Annotated in this window: 19 protein-coding genes; 13 read left to right on the plus strand and 6 right to left on the minus strand. The window is 68.3% G+C overall.

Going from position 1 to position 26,375, the window contains the following annotated elements; translation table 11 throughout:
* Positions 1 to 81 precede the first annotated feature (81 nt).
* Together lpdA and CFN17_RS15045 are read right to left on the minus strand one after the other, a co-directional pair.
* Positions 82 to 1,467: a dihydrolipoyl dehydrogenase gene (lpdA, locus tag CFN17_RS15040; RefSeq protein ID WP_208748560.1), complete on the minus strand. Its 1,386-nt coding sequence runs from the start codon at positions 1,465 to 1,467 to the stop codon at positions 82 to 84.
* 282 nt (positions 1,468 to 1,749) lie between these two features.
* Positions 1,750 to 3,288 (minus strand): leucyl aminopeptidase, encoded by a 1,539-nt coding sequence (locus CFN17_RS15045; RefSeq protein WP_208748561.1) that lies wholly within the window; start codon positions 3,286 to 3,288, stop codon positions 1,750 to 1,752.
* A gap of 339 nt (positions 3,289 to 3,627) precedes the next feature.
* Here CFN17_RS15045 and CFN17_RS15050 point away from each other — a divergent pair, with 339 nt between their 5' ends.
* From CFN17_RS15050 to CFN17_RS15065, 4 genes are all read left to right on the plus strand, one after another.
* Positions 3,628 to 4,566, plus strand: a complete 939-nt coding sequence (locus CFN17_RS15050) for a proteasome assembly chaperone family protein (RefSeq protein WP_208748562.1) — start codon at positions 3,628 to 3,630, stop codon at positions 4,564 to 4,566.
* A gap of 36 nt (positions 4,567 to 4,602) precedes the next feature.
* Positions 4,603 to 5,934: a nitrate/nitrite transporter gene (locus tag CFN17_RS15055; protein WP_208748563.1), complete on the plus strand. Its 1,332-nt coding sequence runs from the start codon at positions 4,603 to 4,605 to the stop codon at positions 5,932 to 5,934.
* A 111-nt stretch (positions 5,935 to 6,045) separates the two neighbouring features.
* Entirely contained in the window at positions 6,046 to 7,497 is a 1,452-nt protein-coding gene (locus tag CFN17_RS15060; RefSeq protein ID WP_208748564.1) for a DUF4192 family protein, read from the plus strand.
* Positions 7,498 to 7,762: 265 nt separating this feature from the next.
* Positions 7,763 to 9,103 (plus strand): RNA polymerase sigma factor, encoded by a 1,341-nt coding sequence (locus tag CFN17_RS15065; protein ID WP_208748565.1) that lies wholly within the window; start codon positions 7,763 to 7,765, stop codon positions 9,101 to 9,103.
* A gap of 171 nt (positions 9,104 to 9,274) precedes the next feature.
* Here CFN17_RS15065 and CFN17_RS15070 read toward each other — a convergent pair whose 3' ends face one another.
* The gene (locus CFN17_RS15070; protein WP_208748566.1) at positions 9,275 to 9,496 is read right to left on the minus strand and encodes a hypothetical protein; all 222 of its coding nucleotides are present in this window, start codon (positions 9,494 to 9,496) and stop codon (positions 9,275 to 9,277) included.
* Positions 9,497 to 9,745: 249 nt separating this feature from the next.
* Here CFN17_RS15070 and CFN17_RS15075 point away from each other — a divergent pair, with 249 nt between their 5' ends.
* Positions 9,746 to 11,854, plus strand: a complete 2,109-nt coding sequence (locus CFN17_RS15075; RefSeq protein WP_208748567.1) for a type IIA DNA topoisomerase subunit B — start codon at positions 9,746 to 9,748, stop codon at positions 11,852 to 11,854.
* A 113-nt stretch (positions 11,855 to 11,967) separates the two neighbouring features.
* Positions 11,968 to 13,488, plus strand: a complete 1,521-nt coding sequence (locus CFN17_RS15080; protein ID WP_208748568.1) for a M28 family peptidase — start codon at positions 11,968 to 11,970, stop codon at positions 13,486 to 13,488.
* Between the two features lie 15 nt (positions 13,489 to 13,503).
* Here CFN17_RS15080 and CFN17_RS15085 read toward each other — a convergent pair whose 3' ends face one another.
* Complete coding sequence (locus CFN17_RS15085) at positions 13,504 to 14,493, minus strand: M56 family metallopeptidase (protein ID WP_208748569.1); 990 nt, start codon at positions 14,491 to 14,493, stop codon at positions 13,504 to 13,506.
* 6 nt (positions 14,494 to 14,499) lie between these two features.
* Entirely contained in the window at positions 14,500 to 14,886 is a 387-nt protein-coding gene (locus CFN17_RS15090) for a BlaI/MecI/CopY family transcriptional regulator (protein ID WP_208748570.1), read from the minus strand.
* A gap of 331 nt (positions 14,887 to 15,217) precedes the next feature.
* Between CFN17_RS15090 and CFN17_RS15095 the strand changes: the two genes are divergently transcribed.
* From CFN17_RS15095 to CFN17_RS15115, 5 genes are all read left to right on the plus strand, one after another.
* Positions 15,218 to 16,819, plus strand: coding sequence for a cytochrome ubiquinol oxidase subunit I (locus CFN17_RS15095; protein ID WP_208748571.1), 1,602 nt, complete (start codon positions 15,218 to 15,220; stop codon positions 16,817 to 16,819).
* Between the two features lie 64 nt (positions 16,820 to 16,883).
* Positions 16,884 to 17,933: a cytochrome d ubiquinol oxidase subunit II gene (gene cydB / locus CFN17_RS15100; protein ID WP_208748572.1), complete on the plus strand. Its 1,050-nt coding sequence runs from the start codon at positions 16,884 to 16,886 to the stop codon at positions 17,931 to 17,933.
* A gap of 7 nt (positions 17,934 to 17,940) precedes the next feature.
* Positions 17,941 to 21,435: a thiol reductant ABC exporter subunit CydD gene (gene cydD, locus CFN17_RS15105; protein WP_261792215.1), complete on the plus strand. Its 3,495-nt coding sequence runs from the start codon at positions 17,941 to 17,943 to the stop codon at positions 21,433 to 21,435.
* Between the two features lie 21 nt (positions 21,436 to 21,456).
* Complete coding sequence (locus CFN17_RS15110; RefSeq protein WP_208748573.1) at positions 21,457 to 22,593, plus strand: GNAT family N-acetyltransferase; 1,137 nt, start codon at positions 21,457 to 21,459, stop codon at positions 22,591 to 22,593.
* Positions 22,594 to 22,602: 9 nt separating this feature from the next.
* Positions 22,603 to 22,755: an LPXTG cell wall anchor domain-containing protein gene (locus tag CFN17_RS15115; protein WP_208748574.1), complete on the plus strand. Its 153-nt coding sequence runs from the start codon at positions 22,603 to 22,605 to the stop codon at positions 22,753 to 22,755.
* Between the two features lie 137 nt (positions 22,756 to 22,892).
* On the opposite strand, the gene CFN17_RS15120 is transcribed toward CFN17_RS15115, so the two are convergent.
* The gene (locus CFN17_RS15120; RefSeq protein WP_208748575.1) at positions 22,893 to 23,411 is read right to left on the minus strand and encodes a DinB family protein; all 519 of its coding nucleotides are present in this window, start codon (positions 23,409 to 23,411) and stop codon (positions 22,893 to 22,895) included.
* Positions 23,412 to 23,672: 261 nt separating this feature from the next.
* Between CFN17_RS15120 and CFN17_RS19995 the strand changes: the two genes are divergently transcribed.
* Together CFN17_RS19995 and CFN17_RS15130 are read left to right on the plus strand one after the other, a co-directional pair.
* On the plus strand, positions 23,673 to 25,754 hold the full coding sequence (locus CFN17_RS19995) for an HNH endonuclease (RefSeq protein WP_208748576.1): 2,082 nt from the start codon (positions 23,673 to 23,675) through the stop codon (positions 25,752 to 25,754).
* Positions 25,755 to 25,947: 193 nt separating this feature from the next.
* The gene (locus tag CFN17_RS15130; RefSeq protein WP_208748577.1) at positions 25,948 to 26,331 is read left to right on the plus strand and encodes a VOC family protein; all 384 of its coding nucleotides are present in this window, start codon (positions 25,948 to 25,950) and stop codon (positions 26,329 to 26,331) included.
* The last annotated feature ends 44 nt before the right edge of the window (positions 26,332 to 26,375 follow it).

The following is a 26,375-nucleotide window of genomic DNA, read 5'->3' on the forward strand; positions in this document are numbered from 1 at the left end:
CCTTGTTCGAGCTTAGTGCACCCGGAATTTCGGGCCGGGCGCACTAAGCCCGGAGTTTTTTCGGTCGTGCCGGCGGAGCTGCTAGCCGTGGAGGGGCTTGCCCGCCAGCGCCAGGTGCGCCTCACCCAGGGATTCGTTCTGGGTCGGGTGGGCGTGAACCAGCTGGGCGACGTCCTCGGGGTAGGCTTCCCAGTTCACGATCAGCTGGGCCTCGCCGATCTGCTCGCCCATGCGTGCGCCGATCATGTGGACGCCGACGACGGGGCCGTCCTTCTGGCGCACCAGCTTGACGATCCCGCTGGTGCCCAGGATCGAGCTCTTGCCGTTGCCGGCCAGGTTGTATTCCTGGGTTTCGACCTGGTCGTCGCCGAACTTGGCCTTGGCGGCCTTCTCGGTATAGCCGACCGTCGCGATTTCGGGCTCGGCGTAGGTGACCTTGGGGATGTTGACGTCCTCGACCACGACCGGCTTGAGGCCGGCGATTTCCTCGGCAACGAAGATGCCCTGCTGGTAGCCGCGGTGGGCCAGCTGGACGCCGGGGACGATGTCGCCGACGGCGTAGATGTTGCCGACGCCGGTGTGCAGGCGCTCGTTGGTGATGACGAAGCCGCGGTCGATCGTCAGTCCGGCCTCTTCGTAGCCGAGGTTGGCCGTGACCGGGCCGCGGCCGACGGCCACGAGCAGGAGGTCGGCCTCGAACGTCTTGCCGTCGACGAGGGTGACCTTGACGCCGTCGTCGTTCTGCTCGACACCCTGGAAGAAGACGCCGGTGGAGAACTTGATGCCGCGCTTCTTGAAGGCGCGCTCGAAGTTCTTGACGATGGTCGCGTCCTCGTTCGGGACGAGGGACGGCAGGCCTTCGACGATGGTGACGTCGACGCCGAAGGACTTCCAGACGGAGGCGAATTCAACACCGATGACGCCGCCGCCCAGGATGATCGCGCTCTTGGGGATGAAGTCCATGGTGAGGGCTTCGTCGGAGGTGATGACCTTGCCGCCGATTTCCAGGCCCGGCAGCGTGCGGGAGTAGGAGCCCGTGGCGAGGACGATGTTCTTGCCCTTGTACGCGGTGCCGTTCACGACGATGGTGTCGGCGCCCTGGAGCTTGCCTTCGCCCTCGATGACGGTGATGCCCTTCTTGCCCTTGATCAGGCCCTGCAGGCCCTTGAACTTGCCGGCAATGATGCCGTCCTTGTAGGCGTTGACAGCGGTGATGTCGATGCCGTCGAGGGTCACGTTGACGCCGTACTTGGCCGAGTCGCGGGCGTGGTCGGCCAGCTCTGCCGAGTGCAGCAGCGCCTTGGTGGGGATACAGCCGTTGTGCAGGCACGTTCCGCCGAGCTTGGCCTTTTCGATGAGGCCGACGGTGAGGCCAAGCTGGACTGCACGCAGGGCAGTTGCGTAGCCGCCGCTGCCGCCGCCGAGTACCAGGATGTCGAATTCTTGCGCAGTTGCCTGATCGGCCACTTAAACGCTCCCTCGCGTGAACGATGACACGAGAGTACGCATCATCTGGTCTTGGAACTTGCCTGCCGTGATTATGCCAGCGGGCCGGTTCCCTTTCATTTGTGACTACTTGTTGGGTCTACTTCTTTGAGCCAAGGTTCACCTTAGCGAACCACTAATACATGCTCCACCCTGCCGTGGCGTTTGTGGAGCGCTTGTGGCCAGTGTCACGCGGCTTTGTGGCGAGGGCATCAGGGGCCCTGCCACAAAGCCGCGTTATTGCCGGTCCGGCGGCCTGTGCGCTCAGACGGCCTGGGCCAGCAGGTCCTCAACGTAGGCCACGAGCGTGCGGACGGTGCAGCCGGTGCCCTGCTTGTGGTTGTAGCCGTAGGGGCTGCCGTTGTTGAACGAGGGCCCCGCGATATCGATGTGGGCCCACGGGATCTGTTCGCCGTCTTTGCCTTTGCCCACGAATTCGCGCAGGAAGACGGCCGCCGTCATCATGCCGCCGTGTCGTTCGCCGATGTTGGCGATGTCCGCGACCTGCGAGTCGAGGCTGGGGCGGAGCTCTTCGGGCAGCGGCATCGGCCACACGAGCTCGCCGGCGCGGTCCGCGGCGGCCTTGAGCGCGCCCGTGACGGAGTCGGCGCCCATGACGCCGGCGGTCCGGTCGCCCAGGGCGATCAGCTGCGCCCCGGTGAGGGTGGCGACGTCGATGATGGCGTCCGGGAATTCCTGGCTGGCAGCCACAATGCCGTCGGCCATGACCAGCCTGCCCTCGGCGTCGGTGTTGAGGACCTCCACGGTCTTGCCGCCGAAGATGGTCAGGACGTCGGCGGGGCGCTGGGCGGCGCCGGAGGGCATGTTCTCCGCGATGCACAGCCAGGCGGTTGCCTTGACCGGCAGGCCGAGGCCGGCCAGGGCCAGGACGGTGTTCAGGACGACGGCGGCGCCGGCCATGTCGGACTTCATCTCGCCCATGCCGAGGGCGGGCTTGATGGAGATGCCGCCGGTGTCAAAGGTGATGCCCTTGCCGACGAGGGCGATTTTCGCAGTGGCCTTGGCCGGGGCGTATTCAACCTTGACGAGCCGCGGCTGCCGGGTGGAGCCCTTGCCGACGCCGAGGATGCCGCCGAAGCCTTCCTTCTCCAGGCGCTTCTCGTCCCACACGGTCACCTTGACGGGCAGGCCCTTGGCCAGCTCCTTGGCGGCGTCGGCGAAGGTCTCGGGGTAGAGGTGGCTTGGCGGCTGGTTGACCAGCGTGCGGGTCGCGTTGACCGCCCGCCCGATCAGCGCTGCCCGGTCCAGGACAGGCTGCAGGGCCTTGTCCGCGGCGAAGCCGGTGCAGATCGCGACGTTCTTCACCGGGTCCTTGAGTCCGTTCCTGGACGAGCGGAACTCGGTGTAGGAGTAGGCGCCCAGCGCCGCACCTTCGGCGACGGCCGCGACCTCGGCGAGGGTCGTCGTCGGCAGCGCCAAGGTGACGGTGCCGACGCCGGCCAGCTGGCGGACGGCCGAACCCGCGGCCCGGCGCAGCGCCTCTTCCGTCAGGGACGGCGTTGCCGCCTTGTTGGCCGGCAGCTTCCCGACGCCGGCCAGGAGCAGGATGGTTGCCCCGGTTTCCGGCAGGCCGGGGAGGCGGTGGGCCTGGTCCGCGGCGCCGGTGATGCCAAGAACGCTCAGTGACTCCGCCAGGGCTTCAGCGGCCTTGGCCGTCAGCGGGTTATCGAGCAGCACGGGCCCGTCCGGCCCCTGCCCGACGCCGATGACGAGGGCATCGCTGGGGGCCTTCTTCAGATCCCCTGTGACTGCACTAAGTTTGACTTCACTATTCTTGACCACGAGGACAGTCCTCAATTCTCTGTGATGGTTCTCGGTGATTTCGGCAGGAACTGCATGTTTGGCGCCCTGCCGCGGTTCCCGGGCCGCCGTCATTCTTGGGACCCAACCCGGTGTCTGCCAGCAAGCCCTGGGGCCCGTTCCGATCGTAGTCTCTCCGGCGCGCCGGAACTGAATTGAGTGAGACCTGGAGCACACCACCGGCAGGAATTAGCCGGGACGGCCGGGCGTTGTACTCTGTGCGGCGCTGGCGCGCCGGTTGTGCTCCGCCGGCCGTGGGCTCCACGGCTGCCGCGCGGTGAGCACCCTGCGGGCCCGCCGCCATTGTGAAAGGAATACGCCGTGATTGAACGGATTTCCGGCTCCTTGCTGGACGCCCGGTCCCTTTATGTCCGTGACGAGGAGCTGTTTGCCAGCGCCGGGATGCGCGGACTCAACCTCGTCATGGGGTTCACCGGTTTCGCCGACGCCGGCCACGTGGTGCGCCAGATCAGCGCCGAACTGCTGGACTCCCTCGATTCCGAGCTGATCGCCGAGTTCGACGCCGACCAGCTCATCGACTACCGGTCCCGGCGCCCGCAGGTCAGCTTCGTCGAGGACCACCTGCAGGACTACCAGGCGCCGATGCTGGCGCTCCATCGGCTGGTGGATGGCCTGGGCAACCCGTTCCTGCTTCTCTCCGGCTTCGAGCCGGACCTGCAGTGGGAGCGTTTCGCGCGCGCCGTGGTCGGCATCGTGCAGGAACTCGACGTCAACCTCGTCACGTGGATCCATTCGATCCCGATGCCGGTGCCGCACACCAGGCCGGTCGGCGTCACCGTGCACGGCAACCGCCCGGACCTGATCGAGGGCATCTCCGTGTGGAAACCCACCGTCGAGGTGCCGGCGGCCGTCGGCCACATCCTGGAGCTGCGGCTGACCGGCGCGGGCCGCAACGTTGCCGGCTATGTGATCCACGTGCCCCACTACCTGGCCGAGGCCGAATATCCCACGGCTGCCGTGGCCGGACTCGAATACCTGGGCGCGGCGACGTCCCTCATGCTGCCCACCGACCGCCTGCGCGAGGCCGGCCGGGAGGTGGGCCGGCAGATCGCCGAACAGATCGAAGCGTCCGAGGAAGTCCAGCAGGTCGTCTCGCGGCTGGAGACCCGGTACGACGAAAAAGCCGAGGGAACCGTGCGGCGTTCGCTCCTTGCCGATGAAAACGACCAGATCCCCAACGCCGATGCCCTCGGCGCCGCCGTCGAGGCCTATCTGGCCCGTAAAGAACCCGGCGAATAAATACTATTTGTTGACCGTGCGGGCATAATGGGGAGGGTGACCTCACCGCGCGCCTGGCTGATCTGGATCATCGGAGTCTTCGCCTACCTGGTGGCGGTCACCCAGCGCACCTCGTTCGGCGTCGTCGGACTGGAGGCCACTGAGCGGTTCCACGCAAGCGCCGCGGAAATCTCCTTCTTCACGGTCCTGCAGCTGCTGGTCTACGCCGCCCTGCAGATTCCGGTAGGCATCCTCGTGGACCGCTTCGGATCACGCGCCATGCTCGCCGGCGGGGCAGTCCTGATGGGGCTCGGCCAGCTGCAGCTGGCGTTCGCTGAAAACATCCCCGGCGGCGTGCTGGGCCGCGTGCTGGTCGGCGCCGGCGACGCCATGACGTTCATCTCCGTGATCCGGCTGATCCCCTTGTGGTTCGCCCCGGGGCGGGTGCCTCTCCTGACCCAGCTGACCGGCATGTCCGGCCAACTCGGCCAGCTCATCAGCGTCGTGCCGTTCGCGGTGATCCTGCACCTGGCGGGCTGGACTCCCGCTTTCCTGTCGCTGGCCGCCATGTCCGCCCTCGCCGTCGTCCTGGTCCTGGTGCTGCTCCAGGACCTCCCGCCTGGCCATCCCGCCCCGGAACCGTCGCAGGGGCTGCGGGCCACGGGCATCTCGCTCGGGCACGCATGGCGGCAGCCCGGGACCCGGCTCGGACTGTGGAGCCACTTCACGGTCCAGTTCAGCGGCACCGTGTTTGCGATGACATGGGGCTACCCTTTCCTGATTTCCGCCCAGGGCCTGGACCGGGGGACGGTGTCCGCGCTGATGGCTCTGTACGTGGCGTCCGCAATTGCCGCCGGGCCCCTTATGGGCAGCTTCGTTGCCCGCCACCCGCTCCGCCGCTCCACCATGGTCCTGCTGATTTCCGGGGCCACGGCGGTCGCCTGGGCGGCCGTGCTCCTGACGCCGGGGCGTTCCCCGCTGTGGCTGCTGGCCGGTCTCGTAGTGGTGCTGGCCATTGGCGGACCCGGCTCCATGATCGGCTTTGACTTTGCCAGGACGTTCAACCCGGCGCACCGCCTGGGCACCGCCACGGGGATCGTCAACGTGGGCGGCTTCATCGCCGCGCTCGTGTCCATCTACCTGATCGGGCTGGTCCTGGACGTCCTGTACTCGACCGGGTTCTCCCGGGGCGAGCTCTACGGCCTGGATCCGTTCCGGGTGGCCCTCAGTGTGCAGTTCCTCCTGCTGGGTGGGGGAGCCGTCGCCATTCTCACGACCCGGCGGAAGGTCCGGCGCCAGATGGCCGCCCAGGGTGTCACTGTTCCGCCGCTCCTGAAGTCCCTGGCCAAGCAGCGCCGGGTCGTCGCGGAACGCCGCCGCACGCCCTGAGCTGCTGGACGTACTGAGGGGCGGGCCGGGCGTGCTTCCCGCCGGCACTGGTTATCCACATAGCCCGGTCAACCACTAACGCCGGACCTTCAGAGGCACGAAGCTGGCCTCATGACAGATCCCCATCACCTGAAAATTACCGGCCCCGAAGACATCCTGGGCTTCATTCCCCACTCCCTGGGCTACTGGCCCGAAAACAGCCTTGTCGCCATGACGCTGCAAGGCAAGCGGCTCGGAGCTACGCTGCGGGTCGACCTCCCCGGGCCCGGCGGGGCCACCGCCGGCGCCGCGGACGGTGCCCGCAGGAAGGAAGAGGGCCCTTCGGCCCGGGGACGCGCCAGCGCTGTCCGCAAACCCCGACCGGGATCGGGGCAGGACGACACGCTGGCCGGCTACGCCCGGAGCGTCGTGTCCTATCTGCAGGCCGACGACGCCGCCAACGGGACGCTGCTGGCCATCTTCACCGCCGCCGGCCCGACGGGCGCCGGGTCCGGGGACACGGCATGGAGGGGGCTGCTCAAAGAACTCGAGCTCGCCCTCGAGGCGGCCGGGATGCCCGTGCGGGATGCCTGGATTGTGGGCGCCGAGTTCTGGTGCAGCGCCCACTGCAGCGATCCGGAGTGCTGTGCCCCGCCCGGTCGTCCGGTGGAAGAGATCAGGAACAGCAGAATGAATGCCGAGATGGTCTTCCGCGGCAGCAGCGTGGGAGCCGCGCCCGGCGCCGCGGACACCGTGCCGCTGCCGAGGCCGCCGGATCCCGCCGTCCGCGCGGCCGAGTTCGGCTGGACGGCGCAATTTTCCGCGCGGCGCCGGGATCGGGCGCAATTCGCGCAGGTGCTTGACGTCTGGACGTCGGTCATACAGGCAGCGGCGGGTCAGCCGCCGGACCTGCCGCCGGAGCTGAGCGGCTACTTGCGGGCCAGCCTTTGTATTCCGTCATGGCGGGACGCCGTGATCGTGATGGCGGCAGCAGGCCGGGCGGCAGCCGAACGCGGTGCTGAAGACTTCGGCATGTTCGACCCGGATTCCGACGCCGGGAACGGAGCCAGGCCCGGAGCCCGGACCGCGACCAAGCGGCTCGCCGCCCCGGCTATCCCGGACCCGCCCGTCCCTGTTCCGCCGGTCCCGGCCCCGGCTTTCCCGAACCCGGCGGCCCCGGAAGCCCCCGCTCACACGGCAGCACCGGTGTCCGCACCCGATCCGCCCGGTACAACGCCCGGTGAGGGTGCCGGCACGGTCCCGGGCTACGGAGAGGTCTTGCTCGGACTGGCACCGTCAGTCCCGGATTGGGAGATGATGGGCGCGCTCGAGTGCGTCCTGAGGGGGTTGGGCAACCCCGACGGAGGAGAAGCAACGGCCGCCGCCGTGACGGTGCGTGGCTGGATCGAATGGTGCCGTGGCCGGGGCTCGTACGCCGATGCCCTCTACCGGCAGGTCCTGCAGGGCCGCCCGGGCTACAGGCTGGCGGAACTGCTCGCCGAGCTGGGCCGGCGCGGCACCCTCTGCGGCTGGGCGGCCAGGCGGGAGGCGGCCTGGCAAAAATTTGCACCCGACGCGGCGTGAGAATCCGCCGCAATATGGGTGGACCGTCGCCACGAAAGGCGCCGGAAGGCAAAAGCGTGAGACACTAGTTGCCGAGACCCGGTTGGGTCCGTGTATCAAGTGCCTGCAATGTGCCTCGGAATCGGGGAACATTCCGGCCGCCCCAGCAGTTCTACTAAGTGGCTCTGCTGGGCGTGGTTGCACCTGATGTGACACACGGACTTGACAGGGTCATAGTGGTGTTGCCCGTATGGCGATCCGCAGACCGCAGCTAGAAAGGTTTTCAGTGACCCCGTCTTCCGCGAAGAAGGAACCCGCCGACCAGGCCGAAATGTCCCCCGAGGAGAAGAAGGCGGCGACCAGCGCCAAGCGCGCCGCCACGCGTGCAGCCAACAAGGCTGCCTCCGCCGGGGGTGGCGCCGTAACCGGAGCCGCCAAGCCTGAGCCCAAGAAGCGCGGGCCGAAGCCCGGCGCCAAAGCGGCGGCTGAAGCCGCCGGCAAGTCAGCCAGTGACCATGACGACGATGACGATGTCGAGGTCGACGAGGACCTTGACGACATCACCCCCGATGCCGCCGAGCTCAGCGATGACGCCGAAGGCGAAGCTGAAGGGGAGGACGTCCCTGAGAAGGCCGCAGCGGCCACCGGCTCCGGCTTTGTGTACTCCGACGCCGACGACGACGACGCCCCCGTGCAGCAGGTCATGTCCGCCGGCGCTACCGCCGACCCCGTCAAGGATTACCTGAAGCAGATCGGCAAGGTCGCCCTGCTGAACGCAGAGCAGGAAGTGGACCTGGCCCTGCGGATTGAGGCCGGCCTGTTCGCCGAGGAGAAGATCGCGGCCGACGACGGCACGATGGATCCGAAGCTCAAGCGCGAGCTCGAATTCGTCATCCACGACGGCAAGCGCGCCAAGAACCACCTGCTCGAGGCCAACCTTCGCCTCGTGGTCTCGCTGGCCAAGCGCTACACCGGCCGCGGCATGCTGTTCCTGGACCTGATCCAGGAAGGCAACCTGGGCCTGATCCGTGCGGTCGAGAAGTTCGATTACACCAAGGGCTTCAAGTTCTCCACCTACGCCACGTGGTGGATCCGCCAGGCGATCACCCGTGCCATGGCCGATCAGGCCCGCACTATCCGCATCCCGGTGCACATGGTGGAAGTCATCAACAAACTGGCCCGTGTCCAGCGCCAGATGCTGCAGGACCTTGGCCGCGAACCCACGCCCGAGGAGCTTGCCCTCGAGCTGGACATGACCCCGGAAAAGGTCGTCGAAGTCCAGAAGTACGGCCGCGAGCCCATCTCGCTGCACACCCCCCTCGGCGAGGACGGCGACTCCGAGTTCGGTGACCTCATCGAAGACTCCGAAGCCGTTGTGCCCGCGGATGCCGTGAGCTTCACCCTGCTGCAGGAACAGTTGCACTCGGTGCTGGACACGTTGTCCGAGCGCGAAGCCGGCGTGGTCGCCATGCGCTTCGGCCTCACCGACGGACAGCCGAAGACTTTAGACGAAATCGGCAAGGTCTACGGTGTGACGCGCGAGCGCATCCGCCAGATCGAATCCAAGACCATGTCCAAGCTGCGTCACCCGTCGCGCTCCCAGGTCCTGCGCGACTATCTGGACTAAGCCCCAAGCACACCACAACGCGGGGTCATTTCCCGCCCATCCGGACCATCGGAATGGGCGGGAAATGACCCCGCGTTGGTTTTACGTCGGTGTTAACAGCAGCAGGGCCCCTTCCGATGAATTCGGAAGGGGCCCTGCTTGGTGGTCTCTGGTCGCTGGGACCGGCGCGGCCTAGTCGACCGGAACCGGAGCCTTCTCGTGAAGGCGGTCGGTCTCGTCGTGCCAGTCTGAGCTGAGCGGCTTGAGGGTCGGTTCTACGGCGCGCGCGTGGTGGCCGCAGAAAAGAAGCTCGCCGCCGGAGGCTCCGAGAACAACCCGGACATATGCCTGTGCTCCGCAACGGTCGCAACGGTCTGCGGCGGTCAGTGTGCGGTCCGCAACTGCTGTTGTCATGTTCGGCCTCCTTAGTAGATCGGTATACCTATATAACCAGCATTCGTGGCCAAACCATGGCAGGGATGGCTCACTTTCGCTGTCCGCGTATCACGTCTCAGTAACGGCGGAGCCCCGGAGGGCCGCTGCGGGGAGTGGCAAACCGGCGACGGCGCAGAACCCGACTAACCTAGGAGGAGCGTCAAATACTGTGACGGCCCGCGGCGCAGGCTGCAGGGCCCGTCCCGATCCCTAAGGAGTTCACGGCCCGTGGCACCCAGTTCTGATTACACCGCCCGGCACCTTTCCGTGCTGGAGGGCCTCGAGGCCGTCCGTAAGCGCCCGGGCATGTACATCGGCTCCACGGACTCCCGCGGACTCATGCACTGCCTCTGGGAGATCATCGACAACTCGGTGGACGAGGCCCTCGCCGGATTCGGCCACGACATCAAAATCATCCTGCACGCGGACAATTCAGTGGAAATCCACGACGACGGCCGCGGCATCCCCGTGGACGTCGAACCGAAAACCGGGCTCACCGGGGTCGAGGTCGTCTTCACCAAGCTGCATGCCGGCGGCAAGTTCGGCGGCGGCTCCTACACGGCGTCGGGCGGTCTGCACGGCGTGGGCGCCTCCGTGGTGAACGCCCTGTCCGCCCGGCTCGACGTCGAGGTGGACCGCGGCGGCAAGGTCTACAAGATGTCGTTCCGCCGGGGTGAGCCGGGCCGGTTCAAGGATCCGGGCACCAAGCCCGACCCGGGTGCCGCCTTTGAACCGTTCGTGGACGGCTCGGTGCTCGACGTCGTCGGCAAGGCCAAGCGCGGAGTCACCGGAACCCGGATCCGTTACTGGGCCGACCGGCAGATCTTCACGCCCGACGCCAAATTCTCCTACGAAGACCTCACCGGGCGCGCCCGGCAGACCTCGTTCCTGGTTCCGGGCCTCAAGCTCACGGTCCGGGACGAACGCCGGGTGCCCGGCACTCCCGGCGAATCCGGACCGCATGAAGAGGTGTTCCACCACGACGGCGGCATCTCCGAGTTTGTCGACTTCCTCGCCGCCGACCCCGCAGTCACCGACATCTGGCGCCTGCACGGAGCCGGAAAGTTCAAGGAAACGGTGCCCGTGCTCGACGACCGCGGCCACAGCCAGCTCGCCGAGGTCGAACGCGACTGCGAAGTCGACGTCGCCCTGCGCTGGGGGATCGGCTACGACAGCACGGTCCGCAGCTTCGTCAACATCATTTCCACGCCCAAGGGCGGCACCCACCAGTCCGGCTTCGAACAGGCCCTGCTCAAAACCTTCCGCAAGGCCGTGGAAACCAATGCCCGCAAGCTCAAAGCAGGCAACGACAAAATCGAAAAAGACGACATCTTCGCCGGGCTCACGGCCGTCCTGACCGTCCGGCTCGCCGAACCGCAGTTCGAAGGCCAGACCAAGGAGATCCTGGGCACGTCGGCGGTGCGGGCGATCGTGGCCAAGGTGGTGGAGCACGAGATTACGGCGAAGCTGAACTCCTCCAACCGCAACGACAAGGCCCAGTCCGCTCTGCTGCTGGAGAAGGTCGTCAGCGAGATGAAGTCCCGCATCTCGGCCCGCGTCCACAAGGAAACCCAGCGCCGCAAGAACGCGCTGGAAACTTCCTCGATGCCCACCAAACTGGCCGACTGCCGCACGGACGACGTCGCCCGCTCCGAACTGTTCATCGTCGAAGGCGACTCCGCGCTTGGCACCGCCAAGCTCGCGCGTTCCTCCGATTTCCAGGCACTCCTGCCGATCCGCGGCAAGATCCTCAACGTCCAGAAGGCATCCGTGGGGGACATGCTCTCCAACGCCGAGTGCGCGGCCCTGATCCAGGTGGTGGGCGCCGGATCGGGCCGGACCTTCGACATCAGTGCGGCCCGGTACGGCAAGGTGATCCTGATGACCGACGCCGACGTCGACGGCGCCCACATCCGCACGCTGCTCCTGACGCTCTTCTTCCGCTACATGCGCCCGATGATCGACGAGGGCCGCGTCTTCGCCGCCGTCCCGCCGTTGCACCGGGTGGAGGTCATCAACGCCGGCCAGAAGGCCAACGAAATGATCTATACCTACTCCGAAGCCGAACTCCATGTCCTGCTGGCGCGGCTCGCCAAGGAAGGCAAGCGCTACAAGGAACCGATCCAGCGCTACAAGGGCCTGGGCGAGATGGACGCCGAACAGCTGGCCGAAACCACCATGGACCCGCGGCACCGGACACTGCGCAAGGTCGGAATCGAGAACGCCAAACAGGCCGAGGAAATCTTCGACCTCCTCATGGGCTCAGACGTGGCGCCGCGCAAGGACTTCATCGTCGCCGGCGCCGCAAGCCTGGACCGGGAACGCATCGACGCCTGACCTCCGGCGGGGAGACCCAACCTCTCCCCAAGGTGTATCCGATAGTTTCGTCTCACCGATGTGGGCACCAACGCCCCGGTTTCGGATCCGCAGCCGAAGTCCAGGAGACCCCTATGAAGCAACGCCGGAATATCCGCCGCGCGGCCATCGCCGCCTCGATCGGATTGGCGGCCGGCTTTGCGCCGCCCGCCCTTGCTGACAACGGTACAAACACGGCACCCTTGCGTGCCGCCGTGTCGGCCACGAACATCATGAACCACCTCGCGTCCCTCCAATCCATCGCCAACGCCAACGGCGGCACCCGCGCCGCCAGCACCCCGGGCTATGAAGCCTCCGCCGCGTACATTGAAAGCAAACTGCGCGCCGCCGGCTACAGTCCGGTCCGCCAGCAGTTCACGTACGACCGCTACGACTTCACCTCGGCGTCACTGGAGCGCGTCTCGCCCAATCCCACGTCGTACACCTACGGCGACGGGTTCCTGGACATGTCCTACTCGGGTGCCGGCGAAGTCACCGCCGCGCTGACCGCCGTCGATATCAACCTGGCCGGCGACCGCGCCTCGACCAGCGGGTGCGAAGCGGGCGACTTCGCCGGGTTTGCTCCGGGAAACATCGCGCTGATCCAGCGCGGCACCTGCACGTTCCGGATCAAGGTCGACAATGCGGCCGCGGCCGGGGCCTCCGGGGTGATCGTTTTCAACCAGGGGAACGTGGTCCCGGGAGATGACCGGTTCGGCCTGTTCGGGGGCACCCTTGACCTGCCCCAGGCTGCCATCCCCGCCGTCAGCACCGGCTTCGCCACCGGCGCCGAACTCGCCGGGCTCAGCAACGTGGTGATGCACCTCGCCGTCGACGCCGCCGTGAAGCCGATCAGCTCCTTCAACATCCTGGCCGACACGTCGGGCCGGGCCGACCGCACCGTGGTGGCGGGCGCGCACCTGGACTCGGTGGCCGAGGGCCCCGGCATCAACGACAACGGTTCGGGATCGGCCGCGATCCTCGAAACCGCAGTCCAGATGAAGGCCCTGGGCACCGTACCGGTCAACCGGGTCCGCTTCGCCTTCTGGGGCGGGGAAGAGGACGGCCTGATCGGTTCCGGGTACTACGCCTCCCAGCTCACGGCCCGCCAGGTCAAGGAGCACGCGGTGAACCTCAACTTCGACATGGTCGGCTCGCCCAACTTCGTCCGCTATGTCTACGACGGCGACGGCTCCGCTTTCGGGGTGAAGGGTCCCAACGGCTCCGCCCTGGTGGAGAAGGTCTTCCTGGACTACTTCAAGTCCCAGAACCTGCCGGTCGTTGCCACGGAGTTCGACGGACGGTCCGACTACGCCGGCTTCATCGACAGCGGCATCCCGGCCGGCGGACTGTTCACGGGCGCCGAGGGGCTTAAGACGGCCGGGGAAGCGGCAGTCTTTGGCGGAACGGCCGGAGAGCCCTACGACGCCTGCTACCACGAAGCCTGCGACACCATCAACAACGTCAACACCACTGTGCTGGAGCAGATGGCCGACGCGATTGCCCATTCGACCCTCACCTTTGCCATGACCACCTCGGCTGTCAACGGCACGGCCAAGGGCAACGGGGCCGGCAACGTGGACCTCGAATACAAGGCCAACAAGCTGCTCAAGTAGTCCGGGAGGACGGCCTTAGCCGAGCAGGCCCGGGACCAGGAGCAGGGCGGTGGGCACGGCCAGCAGCAGCACGCAGGCGGCCAGGACGGCGGCGCGCAGTGCCTCCGGAAGCGGCGGCTGCGGCGAGAGCAGGCGGCTGACGCGTGACGCCGTCGTACCGGCCGAGCCGGTGCCTCCCGTCGCTCCGGGCTGGCCCGGGTCGGTGTCGGGCAGGCCGGGTTCGCCGAAGGCCAGGCGCGTGGCCGGGGCGCCAGGGGAGCCGCTGGCCACTATGGCAATCGCCTTGATGAGGGTGGCTTTGCTTTCGGTCTTGAGGGCGACGTCGTCGGCGAGCATTTCGATCAGGGAGTTGACCGATTCCTGGGCCAGCTTCGTGGTGGGAAGCCACGGCAGGGCCTGGCGCCAAGCGGCGAAGGCCCAGAGCAGAAGGTGGTGGCGCTGGCTCAGGTGGGCGTTCTCGTGAATCAGCACGGCGCGCAGTTCAGCAGGTTCCAGCGCCGCCATCAGCCCGTCGGAGAGGACAGTGACGGAGCGGGCACCGCCGGGCAGGCAATAGGCCACGGGCGAGTCGACGTTGAGGACCACGGTGCCCGGGCCGTCAGCGGACGGGGAGGCAAGCAGGTCCAGCAGCTCGCGGTGGCGCCGGCGCTGCCGCTGGATCTTGTAGTAGGTCAGCAGCAGGGTGAACACGAGGTGGGCGGTCAGCAGGGCCGCGGCTGAGAGGGCGAAGATATGCCAGAAGCCCAGCTCCGTGGTGGGGGCATTGTTGAAAACCATCCCCGCCAGGGCGCGCAGGCCGGACAACAGGTTGTCGCCGATCGGTTCGAGCCCGTAGACCAGCATGGCGCCGATCATCGACAAGCCGCCGGCCAGGGCGATGGCCTGCCACAACAACATGGCCGTGAATGGGGAGCGCGCCGGCCACTGGGCACGCGAAAGGAGGATAGGAACCGGCCACGCCAGTACTATCGCCAGGACCGCCAGAAAATATGAGGTCCAGAACATCGGGCGCTAGCTGCGCCCCAACAGTTTGCGCAGGGTCTCTGCCTCGGTGTCCGTGACGGAACCGATGAAACGGGCCAGCACGGCCTCGCGGTCCGGAGCGGAGCCGAGGACCTCATGCATCAGTTCCGCGGTGTGGTCCGCGCGGCTGGACACGGCCTGGTAGCGGTGCGGCCGGGTGCCGCGTTCGCGCTCCACCAGGCCCTTGCGCTCAAGGCGGGACAGTACGGTCAGCACGGTGGTGACCGCGAGGTCCTTGCCCTCATGGCCGGCGGTGCCGTCCTGCGGCCGGGTGCTCTGTGCGAGCAGATCGCGCAGGGTGTTGGCGGTCGCAGCTTCCTGGCTTGCCCAGAGCAGGTCCATCACTGCCCGTTCCAGTTCTCCGAGACTTGCCATTCCGTTCGTCCTTCTACGCTGCCGCTCCGGCGTCATGCTGTGAAAAAGCTGGTGCCTGCCGGGGCGGTTTATGTGGATACTTCGTTTATAAATCTACCGGGTTTTGCAGATTCTTTCTACATGGAGTAGAACACGGCGGCCCGGCGTGTCGCGCGACAGTGCCGCAGGGGCCCGGATTGGCCGGCCGGGGGCTGTGGCGCCACCATTGCGGGCCATGACGCGCCGTGGGAGTCTGGGTTACGAGTACGCCGCCATGTGTTCTACACTCTGTAGAAGTATCACTTCTACGCTACGTAGAAGTTGCTCGAACCTAGCAAAAGTAGGGACTGCCTTGGACGCCTTGGAAATCGCACGCTGGCAATTCGGAATCACCACGGTCTACCACTTCATGATGGTGCCGCTCACGATCGGCCTGGGCCTGGTGGTGGCCGTGATCCAGACGCTCTGGTACCGCACCGGCAAGCCGGAGTACCTCCGGATGACCAAGTTCTGGGGCAAGCTGTTCCTGATCAACTTCATCATGGGCGTCGCCACCGGCATCGTGCAGGAATTCCAGTTCGGCATGGCCTGGAGCGAATACAGCCGCTTCGTCGGTGACGTGTTCGGCGCCCCGCTGGCCATGGAAGCGCTCCTGGCCTTCTTCGTCGAGTCGACGTTCCTGGGCCTGTGGATCTTCGGCTGGAAGCAGCTCAAGCCTGCCCTCCACCTGGCCTGCCTGTGGATCGCCGTCATCGGCTCCGTCTTCTCGGCCTACTTCATCATTGTGGCCAACAGCTGGATGCAGCACCCGGTCGGCGTCGAAATGGTCAACGGCCGGCCGGTCATGACCGATGCCTGGGCCGTGTTCACCAACAACACCGCACTCGTCGCCGTGCCGCACACCCTCTTCGGTGCCCTCGCCGTCGCGGGTGCCTTCCTCCTCGGCATCGCCTGGTACCACCTGTGGCGCCGCCGCCACGACGGCATCGACACGATCGGCGCCGACGGCAAGGTAGTTCCGGGCGAGGCAGCCGGCATCCCCGGACGCGACCGTACCGACCACACCGTCTGGATCCGCTCGCTGCGGATCGGCGCCGTCGTCGCCATGATCTCCTTCGCCGGCACCGCCGTCACCGGCGACCTGCAGGGCAAGCTGATGTTCGAACAGCAGCCCATGAAGATGGCCGCCGCCGAGGCAGCCTGCCACGACGGCACCGGCTTCTCGGTCCTCAGCGTCGGCAACCTTGGATCCAAGAACTGTGACGACATCGTGGCCGTGATCGAAGTCCCCGGCATCCTGTCCTTCCTGGCGAAGGGCGACTTCACCACCGAGGTCAAGGGCGTCAACAGCCTGCTCGATGAGTACCAGGCCAAGTACGGCAGCACCCTGCCGGACAACCCCATCTACGGGGACCGTGCCGGCCAGCCAATCCAGTACGTCCCCGTCATGGAAGTCACCTACTGGGGCTTCCGGATGATGATCGGCTTCGGCGGGATCGCCGCCCTCGCCGCCCTCGTGGCGCTCTGGGCCACGCGCAAGGGCACCGTGCCGGCCTCCCGCGGCCTCATGCGCCTGGCCGTGTTCGGCATCCTCGCGCCGTTCGGCGCCAACGCCGCAGGCTGGATCTTCACCGAGATGGGCCGCCAGCCGTTCGTCGTCGCCCCGAACCCGGACCCCAGCGGCATCGACCAGGTCTTCATGTTCACCGCCGCAGCCGTCTCACCCGGGGTTTCCGCCGGCGAAATCCTGACCTCGCTCGTGGTCCTGACCGCGATCTACGCCGTGCTGCTGGTGGTCGAGGTCAAACTCCTGGTCAAGTACATCCGCGGCGGCGTGGTGGCAGCCATGCCGGAACTCGCGCACGCCCCGGCCGGCAAGTCCGACGACGGCACGCCGCCGGGCGGTACACCGGGCAAGCCCGAGGGCGACGACGTCCTGGCCTTCGCCTACTAAGCGCCGGCTCCGCAAACCCACCTATCCAGCAACCCCACACGTAGAAGCGCAGAGGATTCTCAGCATGGAACTGCTACCCACCATCTGGTTCATTGCCATCGCGGTGCTGTGGACGGGCTATCTCTTTCTCGAGGGCTTCGACCTCGGCGTCGGCATGCTGATGAAGGGGTTCGCCCGCAACAACACAGAACGCCGAGTCCTGATCAACACGATCGGCCCGGTCTGGGACGGCAACGAAGTCTGGCTCCTGACCGCCGGCGGGGCCACCTTCGCGGCCTTCCCGCTGTGGTACGCCTCCTTGTTCTCCGCGCTGTACCTGCCGCTCCTGCTGGTCCTCGTGGCGCTCATCTTCCGTGCGGTCGCCTTTGAATACCGGGGCAAGGTGGACAACCCCCGGTGGCGTGCCCGGTGGGACTGGGCCATTTCGGCAGGCTCCTTCGTCGCGGCCTTCGGTGTCGGCGCCGCCCTGGCGCTGACCACCACCGGCCTGCCGGTTGACGCCAACGGGGACCGCGTAGGCGGCCCGTTTGCCTGGTTCAGCGGCTACGCCGTCCTCGGCGGCCTCGCCGTCGTCGGGTTCTCCCTCCTGCACGGGCTGGGCTTCCTGGCGCTGAAGACCGACGGCGAGGTCCGCCACCGTGCGCGGGCATGGTTTGTCCGGCTCCTGCCCGTTCTGCTGTTGCCGATCGCGGGCTGGGCGGTGAGCCTGCAGCTGCTCAGCGGCGAAGCGTGGACCATGGCCGCCGTCGTCGCCGCCGTCGTGGCGGCCGTGCTGGCCTGGAATTTCGCCCGCAAGGGCGCCGAAGGCCGCGCCTTCGTGTCGCTGGGTGCCTTCCTCCTGCTCGGCAGCGCCGCCATCTTCGGTGCCGCCTTCCCGGTGGTGCTGCCCTCCACCCTGGATCCGGCGTTCAACCTGACCATCTACAACGCCTCGTCCTCGGACTACACGCTGGGCCTGATGAGCATCGTGGCCTGCATCGGCCTGCCGCTGGTCCTGGCCTACCAGGCCTGGACGTACTGGGTGTTCCGGCGCCGGGTCAGCGCGGCCCACATCCCCGAGGCCCACAGCTTCCTGCCCGCGATTGCCGCCAAAGCCCTGGCACCCAAGGACTAACCGACTGATGAGAACCTTCCCCGCCGGCCCCGCAACCCGTTCCGCGCTCTACCTGCTGGGCCTGCTGGCCGCCCTGAAGGCCCTGTCGCTCGTTCTGATGGGTCAGGCCGTCGCATCGATGCTTGCCGGGCTGGCGGCGCAGGACCCTGCCTGGGCGGGGCAGCTCGCGCTGGGGGCCGCCGGGGCCGTGCTCCGGTCAGTGACCGTGTGGGCCCAGTCGGTGGCCTCGCGCCGGGCGGCGCTCGGCGTGAAGGAGGAGTTGCGCTCGCAGTTGCTGGCAAAGGCGCTCAGGACCGGGACGCGGACGGCCGGGCCCGCGGACGGCGGCCTCGCCGTCCTGGCCACCCGGGGGCTGGATGCCCTGGATAGCTACTACACCCAGTACCTGCCCGCACTCGTGAACTGCGCCGCCATCCCGCTGCTGCTGGGGGCGCGCATCCTGTTCGCGGACTGGATCAGCGCGGTGGTGATCGTCCTGACCGTCCCGCTGGTGCCCCTGTTCATGGTGCTGATCGGCCGGTACACCCAGGACCGGGTCCGGGAAGCCCAGTCGGCGCTGGCCAGGCTGTCCGGCCACATGCTCGAACTCGCCAAGGGCCTGCCCGTCCTGGTCGGCCTGGGCCGGGCAACTGCCCAGCGCAAGGCACTGGAGGACATGTCCGAGGAATACCGTTCCCGGACCATGGGCACGCTGCGCACGGCCTTCCTCTCAGCCCTGGCCCTGGAACTCATCGCGACGATTTCCGTGGCCGTGGTTGCCGTGTTCATCGGCGTCCGCCTGGTGCACGGCGACATGGCGCTCGAAGCCGGGCTCCTGGCGCTGATCCTGGCTCCGGACTGCTACCTGCCGCTCCGGGAGCTCGGCACCGCGCACCACGCGAGCGACGACGGCCGGGCCGCGCTCGCCGAGACCACCGCGGTGCTCGCCGAACCGGGCGCCGAGCCGCTCGTCCCGGCCCGGGCCATGGCACGGACCACCGGGCGGGACACCGCTGCTGCCGGGGCCGGTCTTCCGCACGTCACAGCCGCCGGTCTTCCCGACGTCACCGCGGACGGCTTGACGGTCCGCTTCCGCGGACGCACGGACGCCGCCGTCGGCCCGATCAGCTTCACCGCCGCCGCCGGCCGGATCACGGCCCTGGACGGGCCCAGCGGTGCGGGCAAGAGCACCATCCTCGGTGTCCTCGCCGGGACCGTCGGGACCGGCGCGGGAACCGAGGTTACCGGGCGGATCGGCGGATTTACGACGGCGGAGCTCGCCTGGGTGCCGCAGCACCCCGTCATGGTGGCCCCGACAGCGCTGGACGAGGTCCGCTTGTACTTGGGCGCAGACGACGATCCGGCTGCGCGGGGGTGCCTGGCAGCGGTGGCGGCGGGTCACCTCGCGGACAAGCACCCGGCCGAGCTGAGCCCGGGGGAGCTGCGGCGCGTGGCGCTGGCGCGTGGGCTGGCAAGAATCGAGGCCGGCGCCACCGTGCTGCTCCTCGATGAACCGACCGCCCACCTGGACCGTGAGTCGGCCACCGTGGTCAGCCGGGCACTCTCCGGCCTCCGGGGCCGCGTCACCGTATTGCTCGTGGCGCACGACCGGCAGACGCGGGAGCTGGCCGACGAGCTCGTCGCGGTCGCGCCGCACAGCCGGTACAACAGCATCCCGGAGCCGGAACCCGTCGTGCCGGCGCCGTCGACCGCCGCGGCCGCGGTCCCGGCCCCTGTCCCGGTGTCGGGAACAGGGGTCCCCGCGCGGCATGCCACAGCCAAAGCGTCCGCCCCGGCACCTTCACCGGCGCCCGCACCGATTACGGCACTCCTGCGAGGTCTGCTGGCTCCCGTCGCAGGCCGCTTCACGGCCGCCGGAGCCGTGGGGACCCTGGCGGCGCTGTTCGCCGTCGCCCTCGCCGGACTGTCCGGCTGGCTGATCATCCGCGCCAGTGAACAGCCGCCCATTCTGTACCTGCTCACCGCGATCGTCGGCGTGAGGTTCTTCGGCGTCGGCAGGGCGGCGCTGCGGTACGCCGAGCGGCTGCTGCTGCACGACGCCGTGTTCGCCGCCCTGACCAGGCTACGCGGCCGGCTCTGGGAGTCGCTGAGCCGCCGCGCCCTGTCGCTGCGTCGGCTCCTGCAGGGCGGCAACGTCCTGGGAACGGTGGTGGACGACGTCGACACGGTCCGGGATCTCCTGCCCCGCGTCGTGCTGCCGCCGGTGATCGCAGCCGCTGTCGCCGCGGCGGCGATGATCGGGGTTAGTGTGCTGCTCCCGGCGGCGCTTCCCGCCGTCGTAACTTCCGCGATCCTGAGCATTGTCATCGCCCCGGCGCTGGCGTTGGCGGCCGACCGCATGTCCGCAGGCACGGAACAGCGCCTCCGCTCCGGCGTGCTGCGGGATGTCGCCGCAGCCCTGGATGCCCGTGCAGAACTTCACGTCAACGGCGTGACTGGTCCCGTGCTTGGTGCGATCGGGAAGGCCGACCGGTCCGCCACCGCCGCCTCCCAGCGTCAGGCGTGGGCCGAAGGCCTCGGCCAGTCCCTGACGGTCCTCGCCTGCGCCGGCGCGGCGCTGGCCAGCGCCGTCCTGGCCGCGCCGCAGGTTCTTGGCGGTGCGGTCCAGCCGGCGACGGTCGCCGTCGTCGTCCTGGCACAGCTCGCCCTCGTGGAACCGTATGCGGCCATCACGACGGCGGTGCGGCAGTACCCGGCGCTGCGTGCAGTGCTGCGGCGCATCGATGAGGCCGGCGTCCTGGAACCGGGGACGCGGCGGGACCAGGAAGGTCCCGAGACGGCGACCGGCGGACTGGTGCACATTGCGGGGCTGCCAGGCGGCAGGCCCGGCATCGAGCTGGCCGATCTCGCCGCGGCGTGGCCAGGCGGCGGCAACGTCTTCACCGGTCTCACGGCCACGGCCGCCCCGGGACGCTGGCTGGCCGTCACCGGTGCCTCCGGCTCCGGAAAATCCACCTTGCTCGCCGTGATCCTGGGTTTCCTCCCGGCCGCCGGCGGCCAGCTGTTCCTGAGCGGCCGGGCAGCGTGGTGCCCGCAGGAGGCGCATCTGTTCGACTCCACCATCCGCGGCAATCTTCTGCTGGGCCGGCCGGAGCAGCCGGCGGCGGGCCGTGGCGGCGTGGGCGGGGAGGAGCAGATGCACGCGGCGCTCAACGCCGTGGGGCTTGGACCGGTGATGGCCCGCCTCGAGCACGGACTGGACACCCGGATCGGGCCGGGCGGGGCGTTCCTCAGCGGCGGGGAGCGCCAGCGGCTCGCCGTTGCGCGGACGCTCATGACCGGGGCGGATGTCATCCTGCTTGACGAACCGACGGCGCACCTTGATGCGGAGGCGGGGCGGCTGATGCTCGCCCAGCTGAGGGACGGTCTGCAGGACCGGACCGTGGTCCTCGTGACACACAATCCGGACGACATCGACCCGGCCGATCACCGCCTGGACCTCGATGCCGCGGCTGCTTCCGGCGAGGGACCGGCCCCGGCGGCGGTGCTGGCGCTCGGGTAAGGCGGCCGTTAGCCTGTTGCAATGAACCGACTCGGTGAGCCACAGCCCCGGCCCGCGCTCGATCCGCGGCTCAGCTGGCGGGCGCCGGAACAGCGCGACCTGGAGGCCTGGGCGGCATTGATCGCCCGCACGGCCGCCGTCGAGCAACCCGTCTGGTTCGAGCGCCGCGCGGACCTGGAACAAATCATGGAGTCGAAGAACAACCCGGTGGCGGCGAACGCCATCCTCGGCATCGACCCGGATGGTGTCGCACGGGCGTACGCCCGGATCACCAAGAACCAGGACGGTGACAAGGCCACCGGGTACGGCTGCGTCGATCCCGAATGGCAAGGGAGCGGGATCGGCACCGGGCTGCTGGGCTGGATGGAGGACCGCACGCGGGAGCGCTTCGCCGAGGACGCCGGGGGTGCGGCGGGTTCCATGGGCGAGCCGGCGGCGGCAACGGCGACGATACAGGCGTCGCGCCCGAAACTGCGGCTCTACATGGAGCAGCAGCACCAGCACCAGGCGGCCCTGTTCGCCGAATCCGGCTACAGCGTCGTCCGCTACTACAACGAGATGCACCGGCCGCTGGGCCAGGACCTGCCGGCCGTGGTCCTGGATCCCGGGCTGGAGTTGGTGACCTTCGGCCCGGAGCTGCATGAGCCCGTCCGGCTGGCCCACAATGCGGCCTTTCAGGACCACTGGGGCAGCGAACCGCGGGATGAAGAGGGCTGGGGATTCGTCGTGAACGATCCCCAGGCCCGCCCGGACCTCAGCGGAGTGGTGCTGGAGAGGGCCACGGGAATGGTGGCGGGCTATCAGCTCGCCACGCACGACGCCGAGGCGGCCCTGACGCGCGGCGTCCGCGAGGGCTACACGGAGCTCCTCGGGGTGAGGCGGGAGTTCCGTGGCCGGGGCATCGCGCAGGCGCTGCTCTCTGATGCCATGCGCCGCTTCGCCGCTGCGGGCATGGACGTGGCGTCCCTGGACGTCGATTCGGAAAACCCGACCGGCGCCCTGGCCCTCTACGTCAAGATGGGGTACGCCCCGGTAAACCGGAGCATGGCATGGGACAAGGAGCTCCCGCCGGCTGCGGGGTGTGGCCTGTCACCGGTGCCGGCTGCAGCCGGACATGCCGTGCAGTTCAGGGCCGCACTGGCCTCAGGCATGGCATAGACTTCCGGCATGGGACTAATAATCACACTACTTATTATTTGGCTGATTCTTTCGATTCTCGGCTTCGCCGTGAAGGGCTTGTTGTGGCTGGCCATCATCGGCCTGGTGCTGCTGGTGGCAACCGCGGTCTGGGGCTGGGTGAAGCGGAAGGCCAGGGCCTGACGCGGGTGGTTTGATCTCAAGCGGCGGCGGCCGGTTCCTCACGGGGCCGGCCGCCGTTTTGTTTTGCCGTTCTGCTTGCCGTTCTGCTTGCCGGGCGTCGTGCCGCCGGGACAGCGAAGCTGAGGGCGCGCGTGCCGTCAGCCGTCTACATCGTGGAGGTGATGGACGACGTCGTGCAGGAAGTACTGTGCAAAAGTCAGGACGGTGAACACCGAGCCGTTGCTCCTCGTGCCCTTGCGGTTCCAGTCGTCTTCAGTGACGCGGGCGAACGACGCGGCAATCTGCTCGCCCTCTGCAGTCAGTTCGGCACCGACCTCGGCCGGGTCGGAGTTGGCGTAGTCCTTTTCGACTGCTGTCCGGTCCTGGTCCCAGTCATCGAAGCGGGCGTCGTCCTCGGTCAGCATGAGCTGCAGGCGGTGATCGAAGAGTGTGAAGACGTCGCGGACGTGGCAGGCGTACTCAAGAACGGACCAGGTGGATTCGTCGGGCCGTTCCGCCGCGTCCGGCCGGCGGAGCGCGGCACGCCAGCGGGGGAGCATGCTGATGACGATTCCAGGCACGGTGGCCGGCGTTGCCACCGACGCATCAAAACCGCACTCGGGGCACGGCTGTGAGAGGACCCAGGTCCAGTCTTTTGTATCCGGGATGATAGGCATGCCTGCAGTGTAGGTGCATTTGTGCTCCGCCCGGCACCTCCGTCCATGATGGCGTCATCCCCGGCGTTGCATGGGGGCGAAAAAGTCAGACCCCCTTGCGAGACTGTTGCTATGGAAGCCGGCAGGGATTTCATAGCGTTCGGGCAGGACGTGCAGGGCACGGACTGTTGTCGGGGCGCGGGCGGGGCCGGGCTGGCCGGGCCTGCCGGGCGGTCCGGGGCCGGGGCGAAGAATGTCAGACCCCCTTGCCAGACTGTGGGTATGGAAGCCGGCAGGGATTTCATACCGTTTGGGCAGGTCGTGGAGGGCACGGACCGTGACTGTTGCAGCGGCGCGGGCGGCGCCGGCCTGGCTGATGCCGGGGCGGCCGGGGTTTCCGGGGTGGGCGGTGTGCTGGCCGGGGTCCGGCAGTTGTGTGCGGGTGTGGTGGAGGATTCGGCGCTGTGGGATTTGGGGGCGGCGTCGGACTTTGCCGGCGGGGTCGAGGAGATCTCGCGCGCGGTGGAGTATTTGCAGCTGGTCGCGGCGTCGGCGGTGGACCGGGCCCGGACGCAGTCCGCCGCGGCCGCGGCGCCGGGCATGTCATGGACCACGGGCTGGCGCGACGAGGACCCGGCCTCCGACGAGAACTCCGGAACCACGGCACCCGTGCCCGTGGAACCACCGTCGGCCGCGGCCACGGGATCGGATGACGGGTATCGGAACACGGTGGAGTTTTTGCGGGCGCGGCTGCGGATCGGGGCAGCGGAAGCCCGGGGCCGGTTGGCGCTGGGCGCGGGCGTGCTGCCCCGGCAGGGCCTGGCCGGGCGGAGCGAGGCGGCCGTGCACGCCGAGCTCGGGGCCGCGGTTGCGGCCGGCGCGGTGGGGTCCCGGGCCGCGGCGGTCATCGAGGCCGCGCTGGGCCGGGTCCGGCATGTGGGCGACGCGGCGGCCGCGGCCCGGATGGAGCATGCCCTGACCCGCACGGCGGCGGAGAACGACACGGATTTCCTGGCCCGGGTCGCGCGGAGCTGGGCCGAGGCGATGGACCAGGACGGGGCCGAGCCCTCCGAGGAGCTGCTGCGCCAGCGCCAGGGCGCGTTTATCCGCCGGCAGCGCAACGGGCTGCATCATCTGGAGATTTTCGCGACGGCCGAGCAGTTCGAACAGCTCGTCACCGTGATGAACACCGCCACCAACCCCCGCACCGGCACCGGCAGCGGGACAGGGGCCGGCCACGGGGCCATGAATGCTCCCGCAGCGGACACACCCGAGGATGCCGGCCACGGGTCCGAGCCGGCCACTGACGGTCCGGCCGGACCGGCCGCGGTCCAGGAACCGGCTCAGGACTGGGCACCCGCCGCGACGGGCGGTGCGGGGTGGGAGACCGGGCCGGCCGCCGGTGCGGGCTGGATCGTCGGCCCGGCGGCCGTCTCGGCCAGCGATACCCGTGCCGGCGTCGTGTCGACCAGTGCGGCCGGGGCTACCGGGGACGAGTTCGTTTCCGACCCCGGGCCCGGTTATGGTTTCGGTCCCGTGCCTGATCCCGGACCCGGGGATCATCGGGCCGAGGCCGGGGACACCGGGGCCGGGGGCCTGGATCGGAGGACCCGGGCACAGAAACAGCTCGACGGCCTGGTCGGGGCCTGCCAGATCTCCCTCGCCGCCGGCACCCTGCCCGCCTCGGGCGGTCTGCGCCCGCAGGTCATGGTCACCATCGACTATCGGGACCTGCTGGCCCGGCTCGGCAACGGCACGGGCACTACGTCGGATTCCGCAGCCCCCGCAGGTACCGCAACCGACTGCCCTGTGCATATGGCGGGCACCGTGGATGTGGCCGGCACCGTAGATATGGCGGGCACTGTGGATATGGCGGGCACTGTGGGTGCGGCCGGTTCGGGACGGCGCACCGGGGGTCTGCCGGGGACCGGGTCGCTGCTGTTCACCGGCCCGGTCACCGACTCGACCATCCGCAAGATCGCCTGCGACGCGGACATCATCCCGGTCCTGCTCGGCACCGCAGACCGGGTCCTGGACATCGGCCGCGCCTCCCGGATCTTCCCGCCCCACATCCGCAAGGCCCTGATCGCCCGGGACCAGGGCTGCGCGTTCCCCGGCTGCACCATCCCCGCCTCCTGGTGCGAGGCCCACCACATCGACTACTGGTCCCGCGGCGGCAGCACCGGCACCGAAAACGGCACCCTGCTCTGCTCCCACCACCACCACCTGATCCACAAAGAACACTGGACCATCCGCGTCCGCGCCGGCATCCCCTGGTTCATCCCGCCACCCCACATCGACCCCGCCCAAACACCCCGACGCAACAACTACTTCCACCCCGCCCGGCTCGATCCCGCCGCATGACTCTGGCCCGTGCCTGAATCAACGTCCGAGTCGAGTCAAAGGACCGCCACAGATACGCGTTGCTCGAGGTTTGACGGGCGCGGATTTCCGGCTCCCAAATCCGCAGCCGAAATCCGGCTCCGGTACCCAGTTACGCGCGTTCGCCGGAGGAGTAAGATTCCTTCCGGGGGGCGGGCCTGGAAAGAGAATAGCCATGCTCAAGGATTGGCAAGTTAGTGCTGTGCTGCCGGCCGCGGATCTTGCCCGCGCGCGTGCTTTCTACCGTGACAAGCTGGGACTCGAACCCGACAATCCGGATGCCGACGACAATCTGATGTACACATGTGGCGGCGGAACCCGGTTTCTCCTGTACCAGACTCCCAATGCGGGCAGTGCGAAAAACACGCAGATCGGATGGGCCGTAGACGACCTTCCGGCCGCCGTCGCGGAACTTCGGGCCAAGGGCGTCGTTTTCGAAGAATACGATTTCCCGGGCCTGAAAACTGAGGACGGCATTGCCTCCACTCCGGATGGGAGTACGGCCGCCTGGTTCCTCGATACCGAAGGCAACATCCTGAGTTTGAACCACATGGCGTAGGCGCCCCGCACTGACTGCGATCAAGTCGGTGCCGGGTGGCCGGC

The sequence above is a fragment of the Arthrobacter sp. PM3 genome, from assembly GCF_003352915.1.
Taxonomy (GTDB): Bacteria; Actinomycetota; Actinomycetes; order Actinomycetales; family Micrococcaceae; genus Arthrobacter.

Coding starts and splice junctions, on each gene's coding strand:
- CFN17_RS15060 (WP_208748564.1), top strand. CDS start 6,046: ATGACAGATCCCCATCACCTGAAAATTACCGGCCCCGAAGACATCCTG.
- CFN17_RS15070 (WP_208748566.1), bottom strand. CDS start 9,496: ATGACAACAGCAGTTGCGGACCGCACACTGACCGCCGCAGACCGTTGC.
- CFN17_RS15080 (WP_208748568.1), top strand. CDS start 11,968: ATGAAGCAACGCCGGAATATCCGCCGCGCGGCCATCGCCGCCTCGATC.
- CFN17_RS15085 (WP_208748569.1), bottom strand. CDS start 14,493: ATGTTCTGGACCTCATATTTTCTGGCGGTCCTGGCGATAGTACTGGCG.
- CFN17_RS15090 (WP_208748570.1), bottom strand. CDS start 14,886: ATGGCAAGTCTCGGAGAACTGGAACGGGCAGTGATGGACCTGCTCTGG.
- cydB (WP_208748572.1), top strand. CDS start 16,884: ATGGAACTGCTACCCACCATCTGGTTCATTGCCATCGCGGTGCTGTGG.
- cydD (WP_261792215.1), top strand. CDS start 17,941: ATGAGAACCTTCCCCGCCGGCCCCGCAACCCGTTCCGCGCTCTACCTG.
- CFN17_RS15110 (WP_208748573.1), top strand. CDS start 21,457: ATGAACCGACTCGGTGAGCCACAGCCCCGGCCCGCGCTCGATCCGCGG.
- CFN17_RS15115 (WP_208748574.1), top strand. CDS start 22,603: ATGGGACTAATAATCACACTACTTATTATTTGGCTGATTCTTTCGATT.
- CFN17_RS15120 (WP_208748575.1), bottom strand. CDS start 23,411: ATGCCTATCATCCCGGATACAAAAGACTGGACCTGGGTCCTCTCACAG.
- CFN17_RS19995 (WP_208748576.1), top strand. CDS start 23,673: ATGGAAGCCGGCAGGGATTTCATACCGTTTGGGCAGGTCGTGGAGGGC.
- CFN17_RS15130 (WP_208748577.1), top strand. CDS start 25,948: ATGCTCAAGGATTGGCAAGTTAGTGCTGTGCTGCCGGCCGCGGATCTT.